This window comes from Acidovorax sp. 106, from assembly GCF_003663825.1.
Taxonomy (GTDB): Bacteria; Pseudomonadota; Gammaproteobacteria; order Burkholderiales; family Burkholderiaceae_C; genus Acidovorax.
In genome coordinates this window covers 572168-593613 of the sequence record NZ_RCCC01000001.1, presented here as the reverse complement: position 1 = coordinate 593613, position 21446 = coordinate 572168, and the positions used below count along the sequence as shown (strand labels likewise).

General features: G+C 63.5%; 23 protein-coding genes. 11 read left to right on the top strand and 12 right to left on the bottom strand.

Annotation, left to right across the window (positions count from 1 at the left end; genetic code table 11):
- Positions 1–28: 28 nt before the first annotated feature.
- Together C8C98_RS02605 and C8C98_RS02600 are read right to left on the bottom strand one after the other, a co-directional pair.
- Positions 29–934 carry an AEC family transporter gene (locus tag C8C98_RS02605; RefSeq protein ID WP_121453018.1) on the bottom strand — a complete coding sequence of 302 codons (906 nt, stop codon included), beginning with the start codon at positions 932–934 and terminating at the stop codon, positions 29–31.
- 106 nt (positions 935–1040) lie between these two features.
- Positions 1041–1952 carry a LysR family transcriptional regulator gene (locus C8C98_RS02600; protein ID WP_121453017.1) on the bottom strand — a complete coding sequence of 304 codons (912 nt, stop codon included), beginning with the start codon at positions 1950–1952 and terminating at the stop codon, positions 1041–1043.
- A gap of 62 nt (positions 1953–2014) precedes the next feature.
- Between C8C98_RS02600 and pyrB the strand changes: the two genes are divergently transcribed.
- The 5 genes from pyrB to C8C98_RS02575 all read left to right on the top strand — a co-directional run bounded on the left by pyrB (position 2015) and on the right by C8C98_RS02575 (position 7049).
- Positions 2015–3130, top strand: coding sequence for an aspartate carbamoyltransferase (gene pyrB / locus C8C98_RS02595; RefSeq protein ID WP_233574428.1), 1116 nt, complete (start codon positions 2015–2017; stop codon positions 3128–3130).
- The gene (locus C8C98_RS02590; RefSeq protein WP_121453015.1) at positions 3124–3888 is read left to right on the top strand and encodes a sulfite exporter TauE/SafE family protein; all 765 of its coding nucleotides are present in this window, start codon (positions 3124–3126) and stop codon (positions 3886–3888) included. Before pyrB ends, C8C98_RS02590 begins: the two co-directional genes overlap by 7 nt.
- A gap of 187 nt (positions 3889–4075) precedes the next feature.
- Positions 4076–5038 (top strand): tripartite tricarboxylate transporter substrate binding protein BugE, encoded by a 963-nt coding sequence (locus tag C8C98_RS02585; RefSeq protein WP_121453014.1) that lies wholly within the window; start codon positions 4076–4078, stop codon positions 5036–5038.
- 85 nt (positions 5039–5123) lie between these two features.
- The gene (gene xerD / locus C8C98_RS02580; RefSeq protein WP_121453013.1) at positions 5124–6023 is read left to right on the top strand and encodes a site-specific tyrosine recombinase XerD; all 900 of its coding nucleotides are present in this window, start codon (positions 5124–5126) and stop codon (positions 6021–6023) included.
- Positions 6024–6086: 63 nt separating this feature from the next.
- Positions 6087–7049: a tripartite tricarboxylate transporter substrate binding protein gene (locus C8C98_RS02575; RefSeq protein ID WP_121453012.1), complete on the top strand. Its 963-nt coding sequence runs from the start codon at positions 6087–6089 to the stop codon at positions 7047–7049.
- A 105-nt stretch (positions 7050–7154) separates the two neighbouring features.
- Here C8C98_RS02575 and C8C98_RS02570 read toward each other — a convergent pair whose 3' ends face one another.
- From C8C98_RS02570 to C8C98_RS02560, 3 genes are all read right to left on the bottom strand, one after another.
- On the bottom strand, positions 7155–8438 hold the full coding sequence (locus C8C98_RS02570) for an EAL and HDOD domain-containing protein (protein ID WP_121453011.1): 1284 nt from the start codon (positions 8436–8438) through the stop codon (positions 7155–7157).
- 124 nt (positions 8439–8562) lie between these two features.
- Entirely contained in the window at positions 8563–9831 is a 1269-nt protein-coding gene (locus C8C98_RS02565) for an EAL and HDOD domain-containing protein (RefSeq protein WP_099656347.1), read from the bottom strand.
- A gap of 85 nt (positions 9832–9916) precedes the next feature.
- Positions 9917–10720: a ferritin-like domain-containing protein gene (locus C8C98_RS02560; protein ID WP_121453010.1), complete on the bottom strand. Its 804-nt coding sequence runs from the start codon at positions 10718–10720 to the stop codon at positions 9917–9919.
- A gap of 111 nt (positions 10721–10831) precedes the next feature.
- On the opposite strand from C8C98_RS02560, the gene C8C98_RS02555 reads away from it, so the two are divergent.
- The 3 genes from C8C98_RS02555 (at position 10832) to C8C98_RS02545 (ending at position 13086) form a co-directional block, all read left to right on the top strand.
- Positions 10832–11356, top strand: coding sequence for a gamma carbonic anhydrase family protein (locus tag C8C98_RS02555; RefSeq protein WP_121453009.1), 525 nt, complete (start codon positions 10832–10834; stop codon positions 11354–11356).
- A 59-nt stretch (positions 11357–11415) separates the two neighbouring features.
- The gene (locus C8C98_RS02550) at positions 11416–12408 is read left to right on the top strand and encodes an Hsp33 family molecular chaperone HslO (RefSeq protein ID WP_121453008.1); all 993 of its coding nucleotides are present in this window, start codon (positions 11416–11418) and stop codon (positions 12406–12408) included.
- A gap of 198 nt (positions 12409–12606) precedes the next feature.
- A complete protein-coding gene (locus C8C98_RS02545) occupies positions 12607–13086 on the top strand; it encodes a CZB domain-containing protein (RefSeq protein ID WP_121453007.1) in 480 nt (159 codons plus the stop codon).
- 21 nt (positions 13087–13107) lie between these two features.
- On the opposite strand, the gene C8C98_RS02540 is transcribed toward C8C98_RS02545, so the two are convergent.
- The 6 genes from C8C98_RS02540 to C8C98_RS02515 all read right to left on the bottom strand — a co-directional run bounded on the left by C8C98_RS02540 (position 13108) and on the right by C8C98_RS02515 (position 18233).
- Positions 13108–13599, bottom strand: a complete 492-nt coding sequence (locus C8C98_RS02540; protein WP_121453006.1) for a hypothetical protein — start codon at positions 13597–13599, stop codon at positions 13108–13110.
- A gap of 55 nt (positions 13600–13654) precedes the next feature.
- On the bottom strand, positions 13655–13933 hold the full coding sequence (locus C8C98_RS02535; RefSeq protein WP_121453005.1) for a septum formation initiator family protein: 279 nt from the start codon (positions 13931–13933) through the stop codon (positions 13655–13657).
- 91 nt (positions 13934–14024) lie between these two features.
- Positions 14025–15311, bottom strand: a complete 1287-nt coding sequence (gene eno / locus C8C98_RS02530) for a phosphopyruvate hydratase (protein WP_121453004.1) — start codon at positions 15309–15311, stop codon at positions 14025–14027.
- A gap of 100 nt (positions 15312–15411) precedes the next feature.
- On the bottom strand, positions 15412–15702 hold the full coding sequence (locus C8C98_RS02525; RefSeq protein WP_056173684.1) for a DUF1330 domain-containing protein: 291 nt from the start codon (positions 15700–15702) through the stop codon (positions 15412–15414).
- Positions 15703–15705: 3 nt separating this feature from the next.
- Positions 15706–16563: a 3-deoxy-8-phosphooctulonate synthase gene (kdsA, locus tag C8C98_RS02520; RefSeq protein WP_121453003.1), complete on the bottom strand. Its 858-nt coding sequence runs from the start codon at positions 16561–16563 to the stop codon at positions 15706–15708.
- An 11-nt stretch (positions 16564–16574) separates the two neighbouring features.
- Positions 16575–18233 carry a CTP synthase gene (locus C8C98_RS02515; protein WP_121453002.1) on the bottom strand — a complete coding sequence of 553 codons (1659 nt, stop codon included), beginning with the start codon at positions 18231–18233 and terminating at the stop codon, positions 16575–16577.
- Positions 18234–18338: 105 nt separating this feature from the next.
- Here C8C98_RS02515 and coaBC point away from each other — a divergent pair, with 105 nt between their 5' ends.
- The 3 genes from coaBC (at position 18339) to C8C98_RS02500 (ending at position 20850) form a co-directional block, all read left to right on the top strand.
- Entirely contained in the window at positions 18339–19553 is a 1215-nt protein-coding gene (coaBC, locus tag C8C98_RS02510; RefSeq protein WP_121453001.1) for a bifunctional phosphopantothenoylcysteine decarboxylase/phosphopantothenate--cysteine ligase CoaBC, read from the top strand.
- 139 nt (positions 19554–19692) lie between these two features.
- Complete coding sequence (gene dut, locus C8C98_RS02505) at positions 19693–20139, top strand: dUTP diphosphatase (protein WP_099656336.1); 447 nt, start codon at positions 19693–19695, stop codon at positions 20137–20139.
- A 201-nt stretch (positions 20140–20340) separates the two neighbouring features.
- The gene (locus C8C98_RS02500) at positions 20341–20850 is read left to right on the top strand and encodes a glycine zipper 2TM domain-containing protein (protein ID WP_121453000.1); all 510 of its coding nucleotides are present in this window, start codon (positions 20341–20343) and stop codon (positions 20848–20850) included.
- A gap of 61 nt (positions 20851–20911) precedes the next feature.
- Here C8C98_RS02500 and C8C98_RS02495 read toward each other — a convergent pair whose 3' ends face one another.
- On the bottom strand, positions 20912–21436 hold the full coding sequence (locus tag C8C98_RS02495; RefSeq protein ID WP_121452999.1) for a peptidylprolyl isomerase: 525 nt from the start codon (positions 21434–21436) through the stop codon (positions 20912–20914).
- Positions 21437–21446: the final 10 nt, after the last annotated feature.

Sequence of the window (21446 nt, the reverse complement as noted above, 5' to 3'; positions counted from 1 at the left end):
ACGGCCCCGCCGCAACCCCGCTGCAGTCTCAGCGCAAAAAGCCCAGCGCAAACGGCAGGCTCACCACCCCCAGCACCGTCGACAGCGTGACCAGCCCTGCCACATACGGCCCGTTGTAGCCCATGCGGGCGGCAAGCACATAGCAGGTGGAGGCCGTGGGCAGGGCAGAGAAGGCCAGCAGCACCGTGGTCTGCACGGCGTTGAGGCCGAGCAGCAGCGCCAGGCCCCAGGCGATCAGCGGCTGCAGCAAATGCCGGATGGCCAGCACCGAGGCTGTCAGCATCTTGCCCCGGCTGAGCAGGCCAAACTGCATGCCTGCACCTGCCGCCATCAAGCCCAGCGCCAGCGACGCTGCGCTGATGCGGCTCACCGTGGGCTCCAGCCAGCCGGGGATGCGAAACCCCAGCAAATTGGCCACCAGCCCCGAGGCGGTGGCAAGGATGAGCGGGTTGCGCAGCAGCTCACGCACAAAGCCGTGCCCTCCATGGCGTGCCATGGGCCACACGGCGGCCACGTTGAACAGCGGCACGCACACGCCAATGAGCACCGCAATCATGAGCAAGCCCTGTGTGCCCGCCAGCCGCTCGGCAAGCGCCAGGCCAATAAAGGAGTTGAAGCGAAACGCAACCTGCGCGCTGGCCGCGTGGTCGCGCCGGTCGATGAAACGGCCCAGCCAGGGCCAGTAGGGCAGCGAATACGCCAGCGCAATGCCCGCCACGCCAGACAGCAGCCCCGCCGCGATCAGGCTGGAGGCCGCGCCCACATCGATGGGGCTTTTGACGATGGACTGGAACAGCAGCACCGGAAACAGCAGGTAGTACACCAGGCTTTCCACCGGCTGCCAGATGGAGCGATTGAGGGCGGTGTACCTGCACAGCAGGTAACCCAAGAGAATGAGAGAGAAATCCGGGAGCAGGAGCTGGGCATAGTTCACCGTATGGAGGATACCCGGAGCCTGCGCAGCCGGGTGTCGTGGCGTTGAAAACGCCCCGCAGCTCGATATGCACGGCCACGTATGGGCACGGCGGCGAGTGGGTGGGTCAGTCCTTGGGCTTGAAGACGCGGGTGCCGTCCGTGATGGCCTCCAGCACTTTTTTGAGGCTCCGGTTCACCGGTTTGTCTTGTCGCATGATGACGGCCAGGGTGCGGCGCAGCCGTGGTTCGAGTGGCCGCATCTCCAGGTCCTTGTGCTTGCCTGGGCCGGTCACGGCCATCCGTGGCAGCACGGCGCAGCCAAGGCCCGCCGCGACCATGGCCTTGATGGCTTCCACGCTGTCGAACTCCATCGCGGGCGGGCGCAGCGGGCCCATGCCCTGCCGCAGCCATTCGTCCACCAGCGTGCGGGTGGTGGTGCCTGTACCCAGCTTCACCAAGGGCTGCTCGCTCAGCATTTCAGCAGTCACTGCATCGGGCCACTGGCAGGAGCCGCGACGGCAGATGGCCACGAAGTCGTCTTCGAGCACTGGTGTTGCAGCAATTGCCCGCGAATGCACGGGCAGTGTGACGAGTGCTACATCGACGATGTTGCCTTCGATTTGCCGCACGTAATCCTCTGTGTTGCCCGTGCTCACGACAATTTGCAGCGAGGGATAGCGCTTGCGCAGACCGTGCAGCACCGCGGGCAGGAAATAGAGGCAGGGCGTAAGGCCCGTGCCCAGCCGCACCGTGCCCGAGACCCCCGCCGCGTGGAAAGTCGCGGCGTTCACTGCATTGGCCACTGCTGTCGCGACATGGGGCACCTGTGCAAGCAGATCTGTGCCTGCCGACGTGGCGCTCACGCGCCGCCCCACGCGTTCTACCAGCCGCACGGACAGTGCGCGCTCGAGCTTCTTGACTTGGACACTGACGGCGGGTTGGGTGAGTCCCAGTCGTTCTGCCGCCGCTGAAAAGCTCCCCAGCTCGAGTACCAGTGCGAAGGTTCGGAGCTGCTCTAGATCAATGGTTTTTTCCAAAATAATTTTTATGTTTTGTATAAGAAAGACAAACTTCTCTTATGGAGGCCTCGGAATGAAAATTGAATCAGAAAACCAGCCCGTCCGCCCAAAAATTTGTTTCTATGTCTCAGTGCAACCGCCCTCCGCCCGTTGATGGGCGTCCCCGTACCCCCTCCCTCAGGGCGGGGCACCAGAACCTTGTTTCGCTTGACGACTGGTCCCGCGGGGATATCGAAAACCTGCTGGATGTGACCGAGGATATCCGCATGCATCCCAGCGAGTTCGCCTACAGTCTCGCCGGCGCGCTGGTGTGCACCGCGTTCTTCGAGCCCAGCACCCGCACCCGCACCCGCTTGAGCTTCGAAGCCGCTGCCCACCGGCTGGGTGCCAAGGTACTCAGCATGGGCGACATGCAGAGCACCCGTATTGGCCTGGGCGAGAGCGCTCCCGACACCCTGCGCATGGCGGGCTACTACGCAGACATCGTCGTGGCTCGGCATTCGCAGGACGGTATGGTCGAACAGATGGCCCGTGCACTAGACGTGCCGGTTGTGAACGCGGGAGAGGGTCTGCACCACCATCCCACGCAGACGCTGATCGACCTGTTCACCATGCGTAAGCATTTCGGCACGCTGGACGGCCTGCGGGTAGGTATTTCCGGGGGGCTGCGCTATTCGCGTGCCGCTAAATCGTTGCTTGCCGGGCTGCGTGCCTTTCGCGACGTGCGGGTCCACGTGGTGGATGCGGTGGGCGATGTGGATGCGGCCCGGCAGGAGTGCGTTCCGCTGACGCAGATCGCGGGAGCGGGAGTGCAGGAACATGCCAGCGTCGCCGACATGCTTGGGCAGATCGACGTGCTCTATGCCGTGCGTGTCCAACGCGAGCAGTACCGCGACGCAGCCTCCTACGAGTCCCAACTGGCGCGCTGCCGTGTGGATCTGTGCCTGCTGCAGGGCCTGCGTAGCGACATAGTGGTGATGCACTGTCTTCCGCGTGGCGGCGAACTACCGCAGGAGGTGGACGACACGCCGTTTAATCACTATTTTCGGCAGGCCGCTAATGGCGTGGCAGTGCGCATGGCAGTGCTGCAGCGCTGCCTAGGCCGCTTCCGCCTGACCACTGCGGTCCCCATGGCCGAAAGTCTGCGCCTGGACATCAGGCCTGCGCCGTTCATCACCACATCTGTCGCATGGTGATGCTGTGGAGCGCCGCCCTCGCAGGCGTTGGGGGGATCGTCGGCATCGTCGCCGTCACGGTCGGGGGCGGTGTCACGCTGGGTGTGCCGCTGCTGCTGCTGTTGGGGCATCCGGGTGCCACCGCGATCGCGACCGTTAAGTTCGCGCTTATAGGCTCTTTCGCTACGGGCGCACTGGTGCACCGCCATGACAAGCGCTCCGAGGTGGTCGTGCCGTGGGTGCTCTGGCCGTTGTGCGTGGTCGGCTCCGTGAGCGGTTCGCTGCTGGTCACGGGCATGGACGAGCGGCTGCTCAAGATCCTGGTTGCCGTGCTCATGGCGGCTGTACTAGGGATTACCTACCGCACGGATCTCTCGGCGAAGGCCGCTGCGCCAGGCCCTGGCCGCCCGCACATGTCGGCCAAGGGAGTGGCCGCCGTATTCGCGCTTTGCGTGTATTCCGGCTTCTTCGGCGCGGGCTTCGGTACTTTCCTTATCTTCGCGCTCATGCATTTCTTTGGCCTCAGCTTCGTGCAGAGCGCCTCGGTCATGACTCGCATCAACCTGCTGGTCGTGGGGGCCTCGGTCAGTACCTTCGCCAGCAGGGGCGTGATCGACTTCCAACTAGGCATCCCCATGCTGCTGGGGTGTGCCGTGGGCGGAATGATGGGCGCATGGGCCACCAAGACGCTGTCGCCGTCGCGCATGAAGGCCGTGTTCCTGGTGTTCTCCGTGCTGCTGTGCTCCAAAATCCTCTGGGATGCCATGGTGCCTGCCTGAAACCGGGCAATGCCCGAGACTGCCGCGCTGTTCCCTGCGGGAAAGCGTGACATCCATCACCGATGCGGCAAAGATCACCCTGCGTGAGGGGAATTCCTCACCAGGGGTGATGCTGAGTGCGACAATGCTTGTGCACCTCTCATGGGGGGACGTACATTGTTGTCACGCAGTTACAAAAAGGATTGCCATGCATCGTCGCAACTGTATCGCTCTGGCGTTGGCTGCTTTTGCAGGATCTGTAGCCGCACAAGGCTACCCCAACAAGATCATCAAGCTGCAGGTGCCGTTTGCGCCCGGCGGCACCACCGACATCATTGCCCGCGTGATTGCCGACCCGCTGGGTAAGGCCCTGGGCCAGAGCGTGATTGTGGAAAACAAGGCCGGTGGCGGTGGCATCGTGGGCGCCAACGAAACGGCCAAGTCGGCCCCCGATGGCTACACCCTGGGCATTGCCACCGTGTCGACCACGGCCGCTAACCCGGCCATTAACCCCAAGACGCCCTACAACCCGCTGACCGACTTCACGCCCATCGTGAACATTGCGGCCACGCCCAACATCATTGCGGTGCACCCCAGCTTTCCGGCCAAGGACTACAAGGGTTTCATCGCGGAGCTGAAGAAATCGGCGGGCAAGTACTCGTACTCTTCGTCGGGCACCGGGGGCATTGGCCACCTGCAGATGGAGCTGTACAAGAGCCTGACGGGCGTCTTCGTGACCCACATTCCCTACCGCGGTGCAGGCCCAGCCTTGAACGACACGGTGGCTGGCCAGGTGCCGATGATTTTTGACAACCTGCCCTCGGCGCTGCCCTTCATCAAGGAAAACCGCCTGGTGCCCATCGTGGTGGCGGCGCCCCAGCGCGTAGCGGCCTTGCCCAATGTGCCCACCTTCAAGGAGGTGGGGCTGGAGCCCGTGAACCGCATGGCCTACTACGGCATCTTGGGCCCTAAGGGTTTGCCCAAGGAGGTGGTGGACAAGGTGAATGCTGCGGTGCGCAAGGCGCTGGAAGACCCCGCCGTGCGAAAGCGCATCGAAGACACCGGCTCTATCGTGGTGGGCAACACGCCCGAGCAGTTTGCCGAGCAGATCAAGGCCGAGTACAGCGTGTACAAGGACGTGGTGGCCAAGCAGAAGCTGACGCTCGACTGATCGGTCCTCTGCAACAAAGCCGCGCTGGCCTGGCCCGCGCGGCTTTTTTCATGGGACAGTCCACCTCGCGTGCTATCGTTTTCAGATGCTTGAAGACAGCCTGAGTGCCATCGATACCTTTGTAGACGCCTTGTGGCTGGAAGACGGCCTTTCGCGCAACACCCTGGCGGCCTACCGCCGTGACCTGACGCTGTATGCCCAATGGCTGGCGCAGCAGCAGCCCCCGCTGGCGCTGGACGCCACCGAAGAGGCGCACCTGAACGGCTACTTTGCCGCGCGCCACGACCAGACGCGGGCCACCTCGGCCAACCGGCGGCTCACCGTGTTGCGCCGGTACTTTCACTGGGCGCTGCGTGAGCGGCGCATCACCCAAGACCCCACACTGCGCCTGCAGGCCGCCCGCCAGCCCCTGCGGGTGCCCAAGACCTTGTCGCAAGCGCATGTGGAGTCGCTGCTGAACGCCCCCGACCTGGGCAACCCCCTGGGCCTGCGCGACCGCACCATGCTGGAGCTGATGTACGCCAGCGGCCTGCGCGTGACGGAGCTGGTCACGCTCAAGACCTTTCAATTGGGGCTGAACGAAGGCGTGCTGCGCGTGACGGGCAAGGGCAGCAAAGAGCGACTTGTGCCCTTTGGCGATGAAGCCCGCAGCTGGCTGCAGCGCTACCTGCAGGAGGCGCGCGGCGCCATCCTGGGCGGGCAGCAGACCGAGGACCTGTTTGTGACCCAGCGCGGCGAGGGCATGACCCGCGTGATGTTCTGGGTGATTGTCAAAAAGTGGGCGCAGGTGGCGGGCATCACCGTGCCGCTGTCTCCGCACACGCTGCGCCATGCGTTTGCCACCCACTTGCTCAACCACGGTGCCGACTTGCGGGTGGTGCAGTTGCTGCTGGGGCATGCCGATATCTCGACCACCACCATCTACACCCATGTGGCGCGTGAACGGCTCAAGGCGCTGCATGCACAGCACCATCCACGCGGTTGAGCGTTTGGTGCTGCCTGCGGTATTTCTCGTTTTTTGCTTCCTTTATTTCTCTGTTCTCCGACCATGAAAAAACTGTTGACGGGTCTTTTTCTTCTGGGTGCTTGCACCTGGGCTGCGGCCCAAGCCTGGCCCACGGCCAAACCCATTCGCATCGTGGTGGCCTACCCCGCAGGGGGCGTGAGTGACAACGTGGCGCGGGCCCTGGCCGACAAGCTGGCGGTGCAATTGGGCACGCCCGTGGTGATCGAAAACAAGGCCGGGGCCAGTGGTAGCCTGGGTATGGACGCGGTGGCCAAGGCCGCGCCAGATGGCTACACACTGGGCTTTGCGGCCGTGAGCCCGCTGGCGCTGAACCCGCACCTGGGCAAGTCTCCGTTTGATCCGCAAAAAGACATTGCCCCGGTGGTGAGCGTGATGTATTCGCCCGTGCTGCTGCTGGGCACCTCGGCCAGCAAGGCGGCTGACTTCAATGCGCTGGTGGCTGCGGCGCGGGCGCAGCCGGGCAGTGTGCGCTGGGCTACCTCGGGCCAGGCATCCCTTGGGCACATCATGCTGGAGCAGATCCAGTCCGTGGCCAAGGTGCAGATCACGCACATCCCCTACAAGGGCGGCGGCCAGCAGATGAACGATGCGCTGGGCGGGCAGTTTGAAGTGCTCTCCACCAATGCAGGCCCGACGGTGCTGCAGCACATCAAGGCGGGCAAGCTCAAGCCGCTGGCGGTGGGGGCGCCCGCGCGGCTCGATTCGCTCCCCGAGGTGCCGACCTTGGCCGAGTTGAAGCACCCGGCAGCCAACCTGTCCTCGTTGTTTGGCATTTTTGCCCCGGCGCAGACACCTGCTGCCGTGGTGGCGCGCCTGAATGCTGAGGTGAACAAGGCCCTGGCCCAGGCGGACCTGCGCGCCAAGCTGGACGCGACCGACAACGTGCCCACCGGTGGCACCACCGCCGACTTTGTCCGCCAGATTGCGCAAGAGTCAGAGAACAACGCCCGCATCATCCGCGCGGCGCGCATCCAGGGGGACTGAGCCAGGCCGATGCACTGAGCGCGCTGGATGCACTGGGTGCAGATGCAAAAAGGGCTCCATCATGGGAGCCCTTTTTGATGGGGTCATCGGTATGCCGACGACCGCTCAGTCCATGCTCAAGCTTTCGGCCCAGGTCAGGGCCTGCAAATGGGCCCAGTTCACTTGGCGGTTGGACAGGTGCAGCTCATCGGCCATCTTGGCAAACATGGCGTCGTCGCCGCTTTCGCAGGCCTTGGTCAGAGCCAGGAACGGCGCAAACACGCCGGTGCCGTGCAGCAACGCATCGGTCACGGGCTGGGGCAGGGCCACCGATTCCAGGGCTTTCTCCATCGTGACGTTGAGCATCGAGTCCAGCAGCGAGAACACGCCCACCACGAATGCGTTGTCGCACTCTTCGGCGGGCAGCATTTCGGCGGCCAGCAACTCCATCAGGCGCCCGCGCACCACGGCAGTCTGGCCCACGGCGGGTGGGGCTCCATCGCGTGAGGTGGTCATGAGCAGCGCCGCCCAGCGGAACAGCTTTTTCAGGCCCAGGATCATCACTGCGTGGCGGAAGGAGGTCACCTCGCACGACAAGCCAAAGCCCGACGAGTTGATGAAGCGCAGCAAGTTGAAGGACAGCGTGGGGTCCTTTTTGAGCAGGTCTTCGATCTCGCTCGTGTCGGCCTGTTTGCGCACCAGGTTGATGAGTTGGATGATGGTGGCCTGCGAGGGGCGGATGGTGGTGGCCTTGACCAGCGAAGGCTTGGCAAACCAGAAGCCCTGGAACAGCTTCACGCCCAGGTCGGACATGAGCTTGAACTGCTCGGCCGTCTCCACTTTTTCTGCCACCAGCGTGGCTTTGGAAAACTGGCTGGCAAACTTCACCAGCGGGCCGGCCAGCTCGGCTCTGAAAGCTTGCATGTCCAGCTTGATGAAGGAGGCCAGAGGCATCCAGCTGGCGTACGGCTTGCGCAGCGCATTCTGGTTCAGCGCCAGGCGAAAGCCGCGCTCGCACAGTGCCTGCAGTGCGGGCACGCGCTGGTCGATCTCCTCTTGGGTGGCCGTGTCGGGCAGGGGGGGCACTTCCAGCACCACCTTCTCGGGGTGGATCAACTCCAGGTGGCCGCCAGCCAGGCTCTCGTGCGTGCAGTTGATGAAAACGGTCTTCTTACCCACCAGCGCCTCAGTGCCTGCGTAGGACAGGGCGTTGAAGAGCAGCGCTGCATCGCTGGCCGCCGTGTGGGCGTCTGCGGCAGTGGAGCGGTCAAACAGCTCGTAGCCATAGACCGTGCGGTTGTGGTCCACGATGGCCTGGCGCGCAATGATCGCCAGGTTGCTGGCATCAACGTCTTCCTGTGGGGCTGCGGTCTCGACGTCGGGGGTGTCTTGGTCTGGGGTACTCGACATGGTGCGGCTAAAGAATAGGTTGAGCAAAGCGCTGCACAAGATTCTAGGGCCTGCCGGGCCGGTCCATGCGCCTGTGGCCGCACCAGGTGGCGCCAGGCACACACCCGAGCGCAGGGAGCGTTCCTCAGTCGGCCATCTGATCGGCCCAGGCCAGTGCCTGCAGGTGGGCCAGGTTGATTTGCTGGCTGGTGAGGTGCAGGGTGCCTGCCGCCTTGTGGAACACCGCGTCGTCGCTGGATTCACAGGCTTCAGCCAGGGTCAGCAGATCGCCCAGCACGCCCTCGCGGCGCAACAGGGCTGCGGCCACGGCATCAGGCACGGTCAGCAGGCCCAGGGCCGATTCCATGGGGATGGAGAGCATCACGTCCAGCAGCGAGAAGATGCCCACAACGAAGGCCTGATCGGCTTCTTCCGCCGGCATGCTCTCCAGGGCCAGCAATTCCATCAAGCGGCCGCGCACCACGGCCGTTTGGCCTACAGACGAGGGTGCCCCGCCCGTGCGTGCGGCAGTGAGCAGCAGTGCCGCCCAGCGGAACAGCTTTTTGAGCCCCAGCAGCATGACGGCCTGGCGAAAGGAGGTGATCTCGCGGTTCAGCCCAAAGCCTGCAGAGTTGATCAGGCGCATCAGGTTGAAGGCCAGGCCCGCATCTTTCTTCAGCACCTCTTCGATGTCGTCGGTGCTGGCCTGTTTGCGCACCAGGTTGATGAGTTGCACGATGCTGGTCTGCGCGGGGGACAGCAGCTTGGTCTCGACCAGCGAGGGGCGTGCAAACCAGTAGCCCTGGAACAACTGCACGCCTTGGCTGGAGACCATGTCGTATTGCTGCGCGGTCTCCACTTTCTCGGCAATCAGTTCCGCCTGGGTGTGGCGGGCTGCGTAACGGATGAGCACGGTCAGCTGGTCCGCGGCCAGCACCGACAGGTCCAGCTTGATGTAGTCCGCCAGGGGCAGCCAGGCCGCGTAGGCCGATTCGAGCACGGTGTGGTTGAACGCGAGGTGGAAGCCGCGCTCGCGCAGGCCGATCAGGATGGGCAGGCGGGTTTCCACCTCCTGCGCGGCAGCATGGCCCAGGGGCGGGATCTCTAGCACCACCTTGTCGGGGTCCAGCAATTCCAGGTGGCCGCCCGACAAGCTTTCGTGCGTGCAGTTCACAAAAATCAGCTTCTTGCCCACCAGCTCTTCGGTGCCAGCGTGCGACAGCGCGGTGAACACCAGGGTGACGTCTGTGGCCGCCGTGTGCCCAATGCCGGTGCGTGATCGGTTGAACAGCTCATAGCCAATGACCGCTTGCTGCGCATTGACGATGGCCTGGCGAGCAATCATGGCCACAGCGGATTGCCCCGGTGTGGCGCTTGCAGGGTAGGCTGCTGCAGGGGCTGGTGTGTTGGACATGGTGAGTTACTCACGGGTGGACGGTTCTTGAAAGGCATCTGGCAGGGCCATGGATTGTAGGTAACGTGCAATTCCGACAGGCTTGTCAGCCTTGTTGCAGCCACTGCAACTCTGCTTCGGTGAAGCCGGCCTGGCGGCGGGCTGCGTCGTTGAAGGGGGGCTTGAGCCGGGGAGCCTCGTACTTTTTGACCAGTTCGGCGTAGTGCGTCTCGGGGTTCAGGCCTTGGCGCTCGCACAGCCAGCGGTACCAATGGTTGCCTATGGCGACATGCCCGACTTCGTCGCGCAAGATGGTGTTCAAAATCTCCACGGCTTGCAAGGCGTCGGGCGTGCCCACTTGCCGCAGCTTGTTCTGGATCTGTGGGGTGGCGTCCAGTCCTCGCGCTTCCATGGTGCGGGGCACCAGCGCCATGCGCGCGACGATGTCGTGCTGGGTTTTCTCGCACATGGTCCACAGGCCCTGGTGCGCGGGAAAGTCGCCATAGTCATGCCCCTGGGCCCGCAGGTGGTCGCGCAGCAGGCCAAAGTGCATGGCTTCTTCTGCCGCCACTTGCACCCAGTCCCGGTAATAGTCTGCGGGCATGGCGTCAAAGCGCCATACAGCGTCCAGCGCCAGGTTGATGGCGTTGAACTCAATGTGCGCAATGGCGTGGATCAGGATGGCTCGGCCTTGCGCCGTGGCGGGTGAGCGCCGGGCCACTTCGGTGTGGCGCATCAGCGCAGGGCGGGCCGGGTGGCCTGGCAAGCTGGCCGGGTCCACGGTGTCGGTGGGGAATGTGTCTGCTATCGAAAGTGTAGCTAGTTGCGCTTGTAGATCTAGCGCTGCAGCCGCTTTTTGATATGGGTCTGCAGTCTGTAAAACCTGCAGTGCACGTTGGCGAAGCTCCATCCTTACAATTCTAGGCCCTGCCACCTGGCGCACTGCACACGCTTTGTAAACAATTGGCAGCCATTTGTTTCTTGATGGGTTTCTTAACTTACCTCAACCGGAGTGTGTGGCATGGCTTTGTATGAACTGGATGGTGTGGCCCCCCAGGTGCCCGCATCGGCCTGGGTGGCAGACAGTGCCCAGGTGATGGGGCGGGTGGCGCTGGGTGAAGACGCCAGCGTGTGGTTTGGTGCGGTGGTGCGTGGCGACACCGACAGCATCACCATCGGTGCGGGCACCAACATCCAGGACGCCAGCGTGCTGCACGCCGACTTTGGCAAACCCCTGGTGGTGGGGGCGCGCGTGACGGTGGGCCACCAGGTCATGCTGCACGGCTGCACGATCGGGGACGAGTCGCTGATCGGCATTGGCGCCGTGGTGCTCAACGGCGCCAAGATCGGCAAGAACTGCCTTGTGGGTGCCGGGGCCCTGGTGACCGAGGGCAAGGAGTTTCCCGATGGCTCCATGATCATCGGCAGCCCTGCCAAGGCGGTGCGCGAACTGACGCCCGAGCAGATCGAGGGGCTGCGCCAAAGTGCGCTGCACTACATCGAAAACGCCCGCCGCTTCAAAGCGGGCTTGCGCCGCATCGACTGACGTGCGGCAGCCCCGCTGGTTGTGCGTTTCCTTTTTTTTACGTTTTTTGGAATCCCTGAGTGTCTGAACTCCACAAGTTTCTTTTTGAAGGCCTGCCTGTGCGCGGCATGATCGTGCGCCTGACCGATGCCTGGACCGATGTGCTGCAGCGCCGTGCCAGCAACTCAGCCACGGGTGCCTATGCGGCCCCGGTGCAGGAGCTGCTGGGCGAGATGGCTGCAGCGGGTGTGCTGATGCAGTCCAACATCAAGTTCAATGGGGCGCTGGTGCTGCAGGTCTTTGGTGACGGCCCCGTCAAGGTGGCCGTGGCCGAGGTGCAGTCGGACCTGAGCCTGCGTGCCACCGCCACCGTCAATGGCGAGGTATCGCCAGACGCCAAGTTGAGCCAGATGGTGAACGTGGGCGGCGGCGGGCGCTGCGCCATCACCCTGGACCCCAAGGACCGCCACCCAGGCCAACAGCCCTACCAGGGCGTGGTGCCCTTGCATGGCGACCACCACGAGAAGCTCGATCGCCTGTCGGACGTGCTGCAGCACTACATGCTGCAGTCCGAGCAGCTCGATACGGTGCTGGTGTTGGCTGCCAACAGCCAGGTGGCCGCTGGGCTGCTGATCCAGCGCATGCCGCTCAAGGGCGAAGGCAATCTGGCGCAGGGGCTGACGCACCGTGAGAACGAAGACCAGATCGGCCACAACGAAGACTACAACCGCATTGCGCACCTGGCGTCCAGCCTCACGCGCGATGAGCTGCTGACGCTGGATGTGGACACCATCCTGCGGCGCCTGTTCTGGGAAGAAAAACTGCTGCGCTTTGAACCCTTGCAAGGGGAATCTGGCCCCCGCTTTGCCTGCACCTGCAGCCGCGAGCGTGTGGCCAACATGCTGCGCAGCCTGGGGGCGGAAGAAGCCGAAAGCATCCTTGCAGAGCGCAACGAGATCGAAGTGGGTTGCGAGTTCTGCGGCCGGCAATACCGCTTTGATGCCGTGGATGCAGCCCAGATTTTTGTGCCCCCCACGGTGGCCCAGCCGCCCGCACCTTCAGGGGTGCAGTAACGGCGGCGGCGCCCTTGCTTGGGTCGCCGATCTGATGCTGTGCTTCTGATTCTTTGCCAAAACGCGCATCTTGAATGCGGCCGATGGCGGGCAGCGGCGTGTCGCAGGCCCCAGCAGATCGCTCCCTGTGTGTGACGATTGTTGACACATTGGCGACAAGTCCTCACCTAAGATTCGCCTCCATAAGGGAGGGTTTCCATGGATTTTCTTCGCCGATTTTTGGGGGCGTCGGCCCAGAATTCCGTGTCGTCAACCGCACCAGCCGATGGCCCGCTGGCATTGGCCTCGCCCCCTGTTGATTCGGTGCCCGCCGAACTGGATGTGGATGCCGCCATCAACGCCCATGAGCGCTGGAAAGCGCGGCTGATGGACTATTTGGAAGGGCGCTCCCAGGTAGGGCTGGACCCCGCAGTGATTCGGCGAGACAACTACAGCGCCTTGGGCCGCTGGCTGCACGGCGTCGGGCGCGAAATGCTGGGCCACCACCCCGAATACCCCATGCTGCTGGCGCGGCACCGCTACTTTCACGAGCAAGCCGCCGAGATCGTGGAGCTGGCCCAGCAGGGGGAGTGGGAGCGTGTGGTGGCTATCCTCAACGGTGGTTACCGGTTTGCCTCCAATCAGATCGTCATCCTGCTCAAGTCCATTCGGCACAGCGTGAGCCAGGAGAGTGCCTAGGGTCAGGCGCGCAGGCTGCGTCTAGACCGTTGGCGTCAGTTTCAAAGATGTAAAGAGCCTGTGCTCGCACACCGGATCGCTGCATTTCTCGCATCCCCAGGCGCGCAGCCTGGCTCGGGTGTCTGGGTTGCTTTCACCGTCTGGCGAGAGGGCCGCCGATGCCGCCAAGGCGGGCTGTGGCAATTTGGTCTTGCTCTCGTCCAGTGCCGCCAAAACACTGGACAACCTGCGTTCCAGAGGGCCGTACAACACGCGGTAGGCGATGCCTCGCAATGCCAGCCCTTGGCGCAGCTGGGCATCCTGTTCGGCGCGCTGGGGCTGTTCCGCAGCGGTGCAGGGCCAATCCAGACCCATCAGCACCACCAGGGCGGGTGGAGTCAGGGCGGTCGCCCCGTCGGGCAGGGCCTCCGGTGGTGTATGCAGGTGCCCAGCCAATGGCCCCAGCCGCTCGGCCAAGGCCTGCCAGAGCGCTTCTGCGCCTGTGTGGGCGGCACCCAGGATGTGGAGGGTCATGTGAGGAGAGGGGCCGGCAGATGCCAACCCGAGGGGCGCGCTGGCTTGTGAGCGATCAGCGCGGCGTGAACTGAACGTACACCTCGTTGGGCTTGACCATACCCAGCTCGTTGCGGGCTTTTTCTTCCACCATGTCCAAGCCTTCCTTGAGGTCATGGACTTCAGAGGCCAGACGCTCATTGGTCTGGCGCACCTGCGCATTGGCGGCTTTCTGCTCCTCGATCTTTTGCTGCATCGCTGCCACCTGCGGCAAGCTGCCGCGCCCCAGCCAAAGCTGGGCGTGCACTGCGGCCAGCAAGGCCAGCAAGATCACAGGGACAAGGCGGGTGCTCATGAAATCGGTGAAGGGTGCGAGGGGTCGAGGACTTGGTCCGTCGGTGTCGTTCAGTCGGGCGGTGCACTGCGGCGCACCGCCCGTGGTGGCATCAACGCAGGTTGTAGAACGCTTCGCGGCCTGGGTAGTGGGCGATGTCACCCAGGTCTTCTTCGATGCGCAGCAGCTGGTTGTACTTGGCGATGCGATCCGAGCGCGACAGCGAGCCGGTCTTGATCTGGCCTGCATTGGTGCCCACAGCGATGTCGGCAATGGTGCTGTCTTCGGTTTCGCCTGAGCGGTGCGAGATCACGGCGGTGTAGCCCGCGCGCTTGGCCATTTCAATAGCGGCAAACGTTTCGGTCAGCGTGCCGATCTGGTTGATCTTGATGAGGATCGAGTTGGCGATGTGCTTGTCGATGCCTTCCTTCAGGATCTTCGTGTTGGTCACGAACAGGTCGTCGCCCACCAGCTGCACGTTCTTGCCCAGGCGGTCGGTCAGGATCTTCCAGCCATCCCAGTCGCCTTCGTGCATGCCGTCTTCGATGCTGATGATGGGGTACTTGTCGCACCACGATGCCAGCATGTCCGTCCATTGCTGGGCGGTGAGCTTGAGGCCGCCTTCGCCTTCGAGCACGTAGTGGCCGTCCTTGTAGAACTCGCTGGCTGCGCAGTCCAGGCCCAGGGCGATTTGCTCGCCTGCGGTGTAGCCAGCGGCTTCAATGGCTTGCAAGATCAGCAAGATGGCGGCTTCGTGGTTTTCGACGCTAGGGGCAAAGCCGCCTTCGTCGCCCACGGCAGTGCTGATGCCCTTGTCGTGCAGGATCTTCTTGAGGGCGTGGAACACTTCCGCGCCCCAGCGCAGGGCTTCGCGGAAGGTGGGGGCGCCCACGGGGATGATCATGAACTCTTGCAAGTCCAGGCTGTTGTTGGCGTGTGCGCCACCGTTGATGACGTTCATCATAGGCACAGGCAACTGCATGCTGCCCATGCCGCCCAGGTAGCGGTACAGGGGCAGGCCAGATTCTTCTGCCGCAGCGCGGGCCACAGCCATGGACACGGCCAGCATGGCGTTGGCGCCCAGGCGGCTCTTGTTCTCGGTGCCGTCCAGGTCGATCAGGGTCTTGTCCAGAAAGGCTTGTTCGGAGGCATCCAGGCCCAGCACGGCTTCGCTGATTTCGGTGTTGATGTGTTCCACGGCCTTGAGCACGCCCTTGCCCAGGTAGCGGCTCTTGTCGCCATCGCGCAGTTCAATGGCTTCGCGGCTGCCGGTGGAGGCGCCCGAGGGCACGGCGGCGCGGCCCATCACGCCAGATTCCAGCAGCACGTCGCATTCAACAGTGGGGTTGCCGCGGCTGTCCAGCACTTCGCGACCTACGATGTCAACAATGGCACTCATGGTTTTCCTTTTGCAGAAGTTTTAAATCAAATCGGGCTCTAGCGCTTATCTAGTAAGCGCGAGCAGCTATCAATTAGAGAGCGATCAAGTACAAAGGCGATCAAACGCCTTCGACACACACCATGCGCATGATGGCCGCACCTTCGCGTGCGGCCTTGGCCTTTTGGTACTCGGGCGTGTCGTAGAACGCGCGGGCTGCGTCAAAGCTGGCGAACTTCAGGATGACGGTGCGGCCGGGGTTCCAGTCGCCTTCCAGCACTTCCACTTTGCCGCCGCGCACGCACACCTCGGCACCGTGGGCCTGCATGGCCAGGGTGCTCCACTTGCGGTACTCCTCGTACTGCGTGGGGTTGGTGACGGTGACGGATGCGATGACGTAACCACTGCTCATGTCTCAGGCTCCAAAGTTGTTTTCGAGGAATCCGTTTTTCTTGGTGACATCGTCCAGCGCCACCAAGGTCTCCAGCAGCGCCTTCATGTGTTTGAGCGGCACGGCGTTGGGGCCGTCCGACCAGGCTTCGGCGGGCTTGGGGTGGGTTTCCATGAAGAGGCCGGCCACGCCCGCAGCCACACCCGCGCGTGCCAGCACGGGCACCATGTCGCGGGCGCCGCCACTCACTGCGCCCAGGCCGCCGGGCTTTTGCACCGAGTGGGTCACGTCAAACACCACGGGGGCGCCGGAGTTGCGCATCTCGGCCAGGCTGGTCATGTCGGCCACGAGGTTGTTGTAGCCAAAGCTCACACCGCGCTCGCAGGCCAGGAAGCGGTCTTCCGAAAGACCGACTTCGGCCGCTGCAGCCCGGGCCTTGTCGATGACGTTCTTCATGTCCCAGGGCGCCAGGAACTGGCCCTTCTTGATGTTCACCGGCTTGCCGCTTTGCGCCACCGCGCGGATGAAATCCGTCTGGCGGCAGAGGAAGGCGGGGGTTTGCAGCACATCGACCACGCTGGCCACCTCGGCCACGTGGGAGGTGTCGTGCACATCGGTCAGGATGGGCAACTGCAACTGGCGGCGCACTTCATCGAGGATTTTCAGGCCCGCATCGATGCCCACGCCGCGCTGGCTGGTGCCAGATGAGCGGTTGGCCTTGTCGAACGAGCCCTTGTAGATCAAGGGAATGCCCAACGCAGTGCAGGCTTCCTTGAGCTGGCCCGCGACGTCGAGCGACATCTCCAGGCCTTCGATGGAGCAAGTACCTGCGATCAGGAAAAAGCGCTGCTGAAGGCCAACGTCAAATCCGCACAGTTGCATGGCCGTTTTCCTCAGGCTTTCGCCGCTTGCTTTTGGTGTTCCACCGCCGCCTTGATGAAGGCGTTGAACAGCGGGTGGCCGTTCCAGGGGGTGGACTTGAACTCAGGGTGGAACTGCACGCCGATGTACCAGGGGTGCACGGTGCTGGGCAGTTCCACGATCTCAGTCAGTTGCTCGCGCTGCGTCAGGGCCGAAATCACCAGGCCCGCCTTGCGCAGCTGGTCCAGGTAGTTCACGTTGGCTTCGTAGCGGTGGCGGTGGCGTTCGGTCACCACATCGCCGTAGATGCTGTGGGCCAGCGTGTCCTTGGACACATCCGAGCTTTGGGCGCCCAGGCGCATGGTGCCGCCCAGGTCCGAGTTCTCGTCGCGCTTCTTGATGGTGCCGTCTGCGTCCTTCCACTCGGTGATCAAGGCAATCACGGGGTGGGGCGTGGTGGGGTTGAACTCGGTGCTGTTGGCATCCGCCAGCCCGGCCACATGGCGTGCGTATTCGATGGTGGCCACTTGCATGCCCAGGCAGATGCCCAGGTAAGGCACCTTGTGCTCACGGGCAAACTGGGCTGTGCTGATCTTGCCTTCCACACCGCGGCTGCCGAAGCCGCCGGGCACCAGAACCGCGTCGTACTTGGCCAGCTTGCCAGCGGCGTTGGCGCTGTCGATGGTTTCGGAATCCAGGTGCTCGATCTTCACGCGCACATGGTTCTTCATGCCCGCATGGCGCAGTGCCTCGTTGACGGACTTGTAGCTGTCCGACAGGTCCACGTACTTGCCCACCATGGCAATGGTGACTTCGCCGCGAGGGTGTTCGGTTTCATACACCAGCTCATCCCAGCGCTTGAGGCTGGTGGGCGGGGTGTTCAGGCGCAGCTTGTCGCAGATCAGGCCGTCCAGGCCTTGCTCGTGCAGCATGCGGGGCACCTTGTAGATGGTGTCCACGTCCCACATGCTGATCACACCCCATTCAGGGACGTTGGTGAACAGCGAGATCTTCTCGCGCTCTTCTTCAGGCACCTGCTTTTGCGCACGGCACAGCAGCGCGTCGGGCTGGATGCCGATCTTGCGCAGCTCTTGCACGGTGTGCTGGGTGGGCTTGGTCTTGAGCTCGCCGGCCGTGGCAATCCAGGGCAGGTAGGTCAGGTGCACAAAGGCGGAGTTGTTCGGGCCCAGCTTGAGGCTCAACTGGCGCACGGCTTCGAGGAACGGCAGCGACTCGATGTCGCCCACAGTGCCGCCCACTTCGCAAATCGCCACATCCACCGCGTCGTCGGTGCCAATGCCCGCGCCGCGCTTGATGTATTCCTGGATTTCGTTGGTGACGTGCGGGATGACCTGCACGGTCTTGCCCAGATAGTCGCCACGGCGCTCTTTTTCGAGCACGGACTGGTAGATCTTGCCGGTGGTGAAGTTGTTGGACTTCTTCATGCGCGTTTCAATGAAACGCTCGTAGTGGCCCAAGTCCAAGTCAGTTTCTGCGCCGTCGTCGGTCACAAAGACCTCGCCGTGCTGGAAGGGGGACATGGTGCCTGGGTCTACGTTGATGTAGGGGTCAAGCTTGATGAGGGTGACTTTGAGTCCCCGCGATTCGAGGATCGCGGCAAGGGAGGCTGAGGCGATTCCCTTACCGAGGGAAGACACCACACCGCCGGTGACGAAGACAAATTTGGTCATGTCGTTTTATGGTGGTGGGAAATTGGGATTATAGATGGGGCCTGGGGCCGGGCATCTGCGCGCCCGTGCAAGACCATGTGCGTGGGGTCTGCTAAATTCGTGCCCATGAATGAGCTTGCTGGCAAACACATTGTTCTGGGTCTGAGTGGGGGCGTGGCTTGCTACAAGGCGGCCGATTTTTGCCGCCAGCTCATCAAAGCGGGGGCCACCGTGCAGGTGGTGATGACCGAGGCTGCAGAGCAGTTCATCACGCCCGTCACCATGCAAGCCTTGTCGGGCCGCCCCGTGTACGGATCGCAGTGGGACGCCCGTGAGCCCAACAACATGCCGCATATCAACCTCAGCCGAGAGGCCGATGCCATCGTGGTTGCGCCTTGCAGTGCCGATTTCATCGCGCGGCTGGTGCAGGGCCGCGCGGACGAACTGCTGAGCCTGATGTGCCTGGCCCGCCCCACCGACCGAGTGCCTCTGCTGCTGGCACCTGCCATGAACCGTGAGATGTGGGCACACCCCGCCACCCAGCGCAACTTGGCCCAGGTGGCAGCAGACGGCGCCACGGTGCTGGGGGTGGGCCATGGCGACCAGGCCTGCGGCGAGACGGGCGATGGGCGCATGCTGGAGCCCAGTGAGTTGCTGGAAGAGCTGATCGCCTTTTTTGCGCCCAAGGTGCTGGCCGGACAGAGGGTGCTGATCACCGCCGGCCCTACGTTTGAGGCCATTGACCCGGTGCGGGGCATTACCAATCTCTCCAGCGGAAAAATGGGTTTTGCCATTGCCCGCGCGGCGCGCGAGGCCGGGGCCGATGTGACCCTGGTGGCCGGGCCCGTGCACTTGCCCACCCCCCGTGGGGTGCGGCGCGTGGATGTGAAATCAGCACAAAATATGTTGCAAGCGGTTGAGGCTCAGGCGCAAGGCGCTACTGTATTCATAGCAACTGCGGCGGTGGCCGATTGGCGTGTGGCGGCGCAGTCGGCCGAGAAAATCAAGAAAGACGGCTCGGGCCAACCCCCTGCACTGCATTTTGTGGAGAACCCCGACATCCTCGCCCGCGTGGCCCAGTCGCCCCAGGCCCAGTCGGGGGCGCTGTATTGCGTGGGCTTTGCCGCAGAAAGCCATGACCTGCTGGCGCATGCCACGGCCAAGCGCGCCCGCAAGGGCGTGCCGCTGCTGGTGGGCAACATTGGCCCGGCCACGTTTGGGCAGGATGACAATGCCTTGCTGCTGGTGGATGCGCAGGGGCACCGCGAACTGCCGCGCGCCTCCAAGCGCGCCCTGGCCCAGCAACTGGTGGGCGAAATCGCCCGGCGCCTGAAGCGCTGAGAATCCCGCCAGCTTCCCGCACCACGCCCCATCCTTTTTCTACGCACCGCCTTCTGCCGGGCCATGCCAGCGCAGAAGGTTTTTTTATGGCACTGGTTCTGGTTGGACTGGGCCTGGTTTTATTTCGAGAGCGAACCTTATGAAGATTGACGTCAAGATCCTGGACCCACGCATGGCCGAGCAACTTCCGGCTTACGCAACCCCTGGCAGCGCGGGGCTGGACTTGCGCGCCTGCCTGGACGCCCCCTTGACCCTGCAGCCCAACGCCTGGCAACTGGTGCCCACGGGCATCGCCGTGTACCTGAAGGACCCCGGATACGCCGCGCTGATCCTGCCTCGCTCGGGTCTGGGGCACAAGCATGGCATTGTGTTGGGCAACCTCGTGGGCTTGATCGACAGCGACTACCAGGGCCAGTTGATGGTCAGTGCTTGGAACCGCAGCGATGTCGCCTTCACCATCGAGCCCATGGAGCGCTTGGCCCAGATGGTCATCGTGCCCGTGGTGCAGGCCGAGTTCAATGTGGTGACGGACTTTGTGGCCACCGAGCGCGGAGCTGGCGGGTACGGGTCCACAGGCAAGGCCTGATCGTCGCGAACTGCGGCCGGCGCAACCTGTGTGTCAGTGTCGGTCCATGCTTACGTTTCGTTGGGCTTTTTACCGACGCTTCATCGGGGTGGTTGTGCACGGGGTGCATCCTTGGCGCGTTGGTGTAATTCGTACCTGACCCCCGTGCGGGGCCCTTGCCATCCACTGGGTCCTCGGCACATCCTCTCAAGGAGACCTTTTATGCCCCAATTGAATCGCTCTGCCGTCGTGGCTTGCTCCATCGCCGCAGTGTTGGCCCTGTCCGCCTGCGGCCACAACCGACCCGACCCTTACTACGGCGGTGGTTATGGCGGTGGTTACCAAGGGGCCGCACCGTCCTACCCCGTGAACAACAACCCCCGTGGTACGGAGTTTGGGCGGGTATCCAACATCGAGGTGATGCAAAGCCGTGGCTCTGGCCAGACCTCGGGTGGCGGCGCGGTGCTGGGGGCCGTGGTGGGTGGTTTGCTGGGCAACCAGGTGGGCAAGGGCAGTGGGCGCGCGGCCGCCACTGCGGTGGGGGTGATCGGCGGTGCCGTGGCGGGCAACGCCATTGAGGGCCGCAACAGCTCTGGCGACCATGTGGACGGTTATCGAATTTCCGTCCAGTTGGACCATGGTGGCTACCGCGTGTATGACGTGGGTTCGCCGGGCGACCTGCGCATCGGAGACCGCGTGCGCCTTTACAACGGGCAGATTTCTCGCCAGTAATCCGGACAGCTGCTGCACCCACTCCGACTGCACTCTGGTGGGCGTGGGGTGCTGATCATGGTCAGTGCAGCAATTGACTGCCGGGGGCTTGGGCTTCAATGCGGAAGAAGCCGGTGCCTGTGGTGCCTCGGCCCACTTCCTCTTCGGTGGCTTCGCGCACCGATTCCACTTTCAGCTGCAGGCGCAGCGCAATGCCGGCCAGGGGGTGGTTGCCGTCCAGCACCACATGTTCGGGGTAGATTTCGGTCACGGTGTACAGGCCGCTGCGGGGCGCAGCCGGATTGCATTCAGCGGGCAGGGCGGAGCCCTCGAAGGTCATGCCTTCCTCGATCTCGGTCGGGAACAGCTGGCGCGGCTCCAAAAACAGCAATTGGTCGTTGAAGTCGCCAAAGGCATCCTCAGGCTCCAGGTGCAGCGCCAGCTTGGCGCCTGCGCTGTGGCCTTGCAGGGCTTCTTCGATGCGGGGCAAAAGATCGTTGCCGCCGAGCAGGAACTCCACCGGCTCATCCAGCACGTCCAGCTCTTCTCCGAGGGTGTCTTTGAGGGTCCAGGTCAGTGCGACCACACATTGTTGGGTAATTTCCATAGGAGAATTG

Excerpts from the sequence above, each read along its gene's own strand:
- C8C98_RS02590 (WP_121453015.1), top strand. The coding sequence starts at position 3,124 with ATGGTGATGCTGTGGAGCGCCGCCCTCGCAGGCGTTGGGGGGATCGTC.
- C8C98_RS02585 (WP_121453014.1), top strand. The coding sequence starts at position 4,076 with ATGCATCGTCGCAACTGTATCGCTCTGGCGTTGGCTGCTTTTGCAGGA.
- xerD (WP_121453013.1), top strand. The coding sequence starts at position 5,124 with ATGCTTGAAGACAGCCTGAGTGCCATCGATACCTTTGTAGACGCCTTG.
- C8C98_RS02575 (WP_121453012.1), top strand. The coding sequence starts at position 6,087 with ATGAAAAAACTGTTGACGGGTCTTTTTCTTCTGGGTGCTTGCACCTGG.
- C8C98_RS02570 (WP_121453011.1), bottom strand. The coding sequence starts at position 8,438 with ATGTCGAGTACCCCAGACCAAGACACCCCCGACGTCGAGACCGCAGCC.
- C8C98_RS02565 (WP_099656347.1), bottom strand. The coding sequence starts at position 9,831 with ATGTCCAACACACCAGCCCCTGCAGCAGCCTACCCTGCAAGCGCCACA.
- C8C98_RS02560 (WP_121453010.1), bottom strand. The coding sequence starts at position 10,720 with ATGGAGCTTCGCCAACGTGCACTGCAGGTTTTACAGACTGCAGACCCA.
- C8C98_RS02555 (WP_121453009.1), top strand. The coding sequence starts at position 10,832 with ATGGCTTTGTATGAACTGGATGGTGTGGCCCCCCAGGTGCCCGCATCG.
- C8C98_RS02545 (WP_121453007.1), top strand. The coding sequence starts at position 12,607 with ATGGATTTTCTTCGCCGATTTTTGGGGGCGTCGGCCCAGAATTCCGTG.
- C8C98_RS02540 (WP_121453006.1), bottom strand. The coding sequence starts at position 13,599 with ATGACCCTCCACATCCTGGGTGCCGCCCACACAGGCGCAGAAGCGCTC.
- C8C98_RS02535 (WP_121453005.1), bottom strand. The coding sequence starts at position 13,933 with ATGAGCACCCGCCTTGTCCCTGTGATCTTGCTGGCCTTGCTGGCCGCA.
- eno (WP_121453004.1), bottom strand. The coding sequence starts at position 15,311 with ATGAGTGCCATTGTTGACATCGTAGGTCGCGAAGTGCTGGACAGCCGC.
- C8C98_RS02525 (WP_056173684.1), bottom strand. The coding sequence starts at position 15,702 with ATGAGCAGTGGTTACGTCATCGCATCCGTCACCGTCACCAACCCCACG.
- kdsA (WP_121453003.1), bottom strand. The coding sequence starts at position 16,563 with ATGCAACTGTGCGGATTTGACGTTGGCCTTCAGCAGCGCTTTTTCCTG.
- C8C98_RS02515 (WP_121453002.1), bottom strand. The coding sequence starts at position 18,233 with ATGACCAAATTTGTCTTCGTCACCGGCGGTGTGGTGTCTTCCCTCGGT.
- coaBC (WP_121453001.1), top strand. The coding sequence starts at position 18,339 with ATGAATGAGCTTGCTGGCAAACACATTGTTCTGGGTCTGAGTGGGGGC.
- dut (WP_099656336.1), top strand. The coding sequence starts at position 19,693 with ATGAAGATTGACGTCAAGATCCTGGACCCACGCATGGCCGAGCAACTT.
- C8C98_RS02500 (WP_121453000.1), top strand. The coding sequence starts at position 20,341 with ATGCCCCAATTGAATCGCTCTGCCGTCGTGGCTTGCTCCATCGCCGCA.
- C8C98_RS02495 (WP_121452999.1), bottom strand. The coding sequence starts at position 21,436 with ATGGAAATTACCCAACAATGTGTGGTCGCACTGACCTGGACCCTCAAA.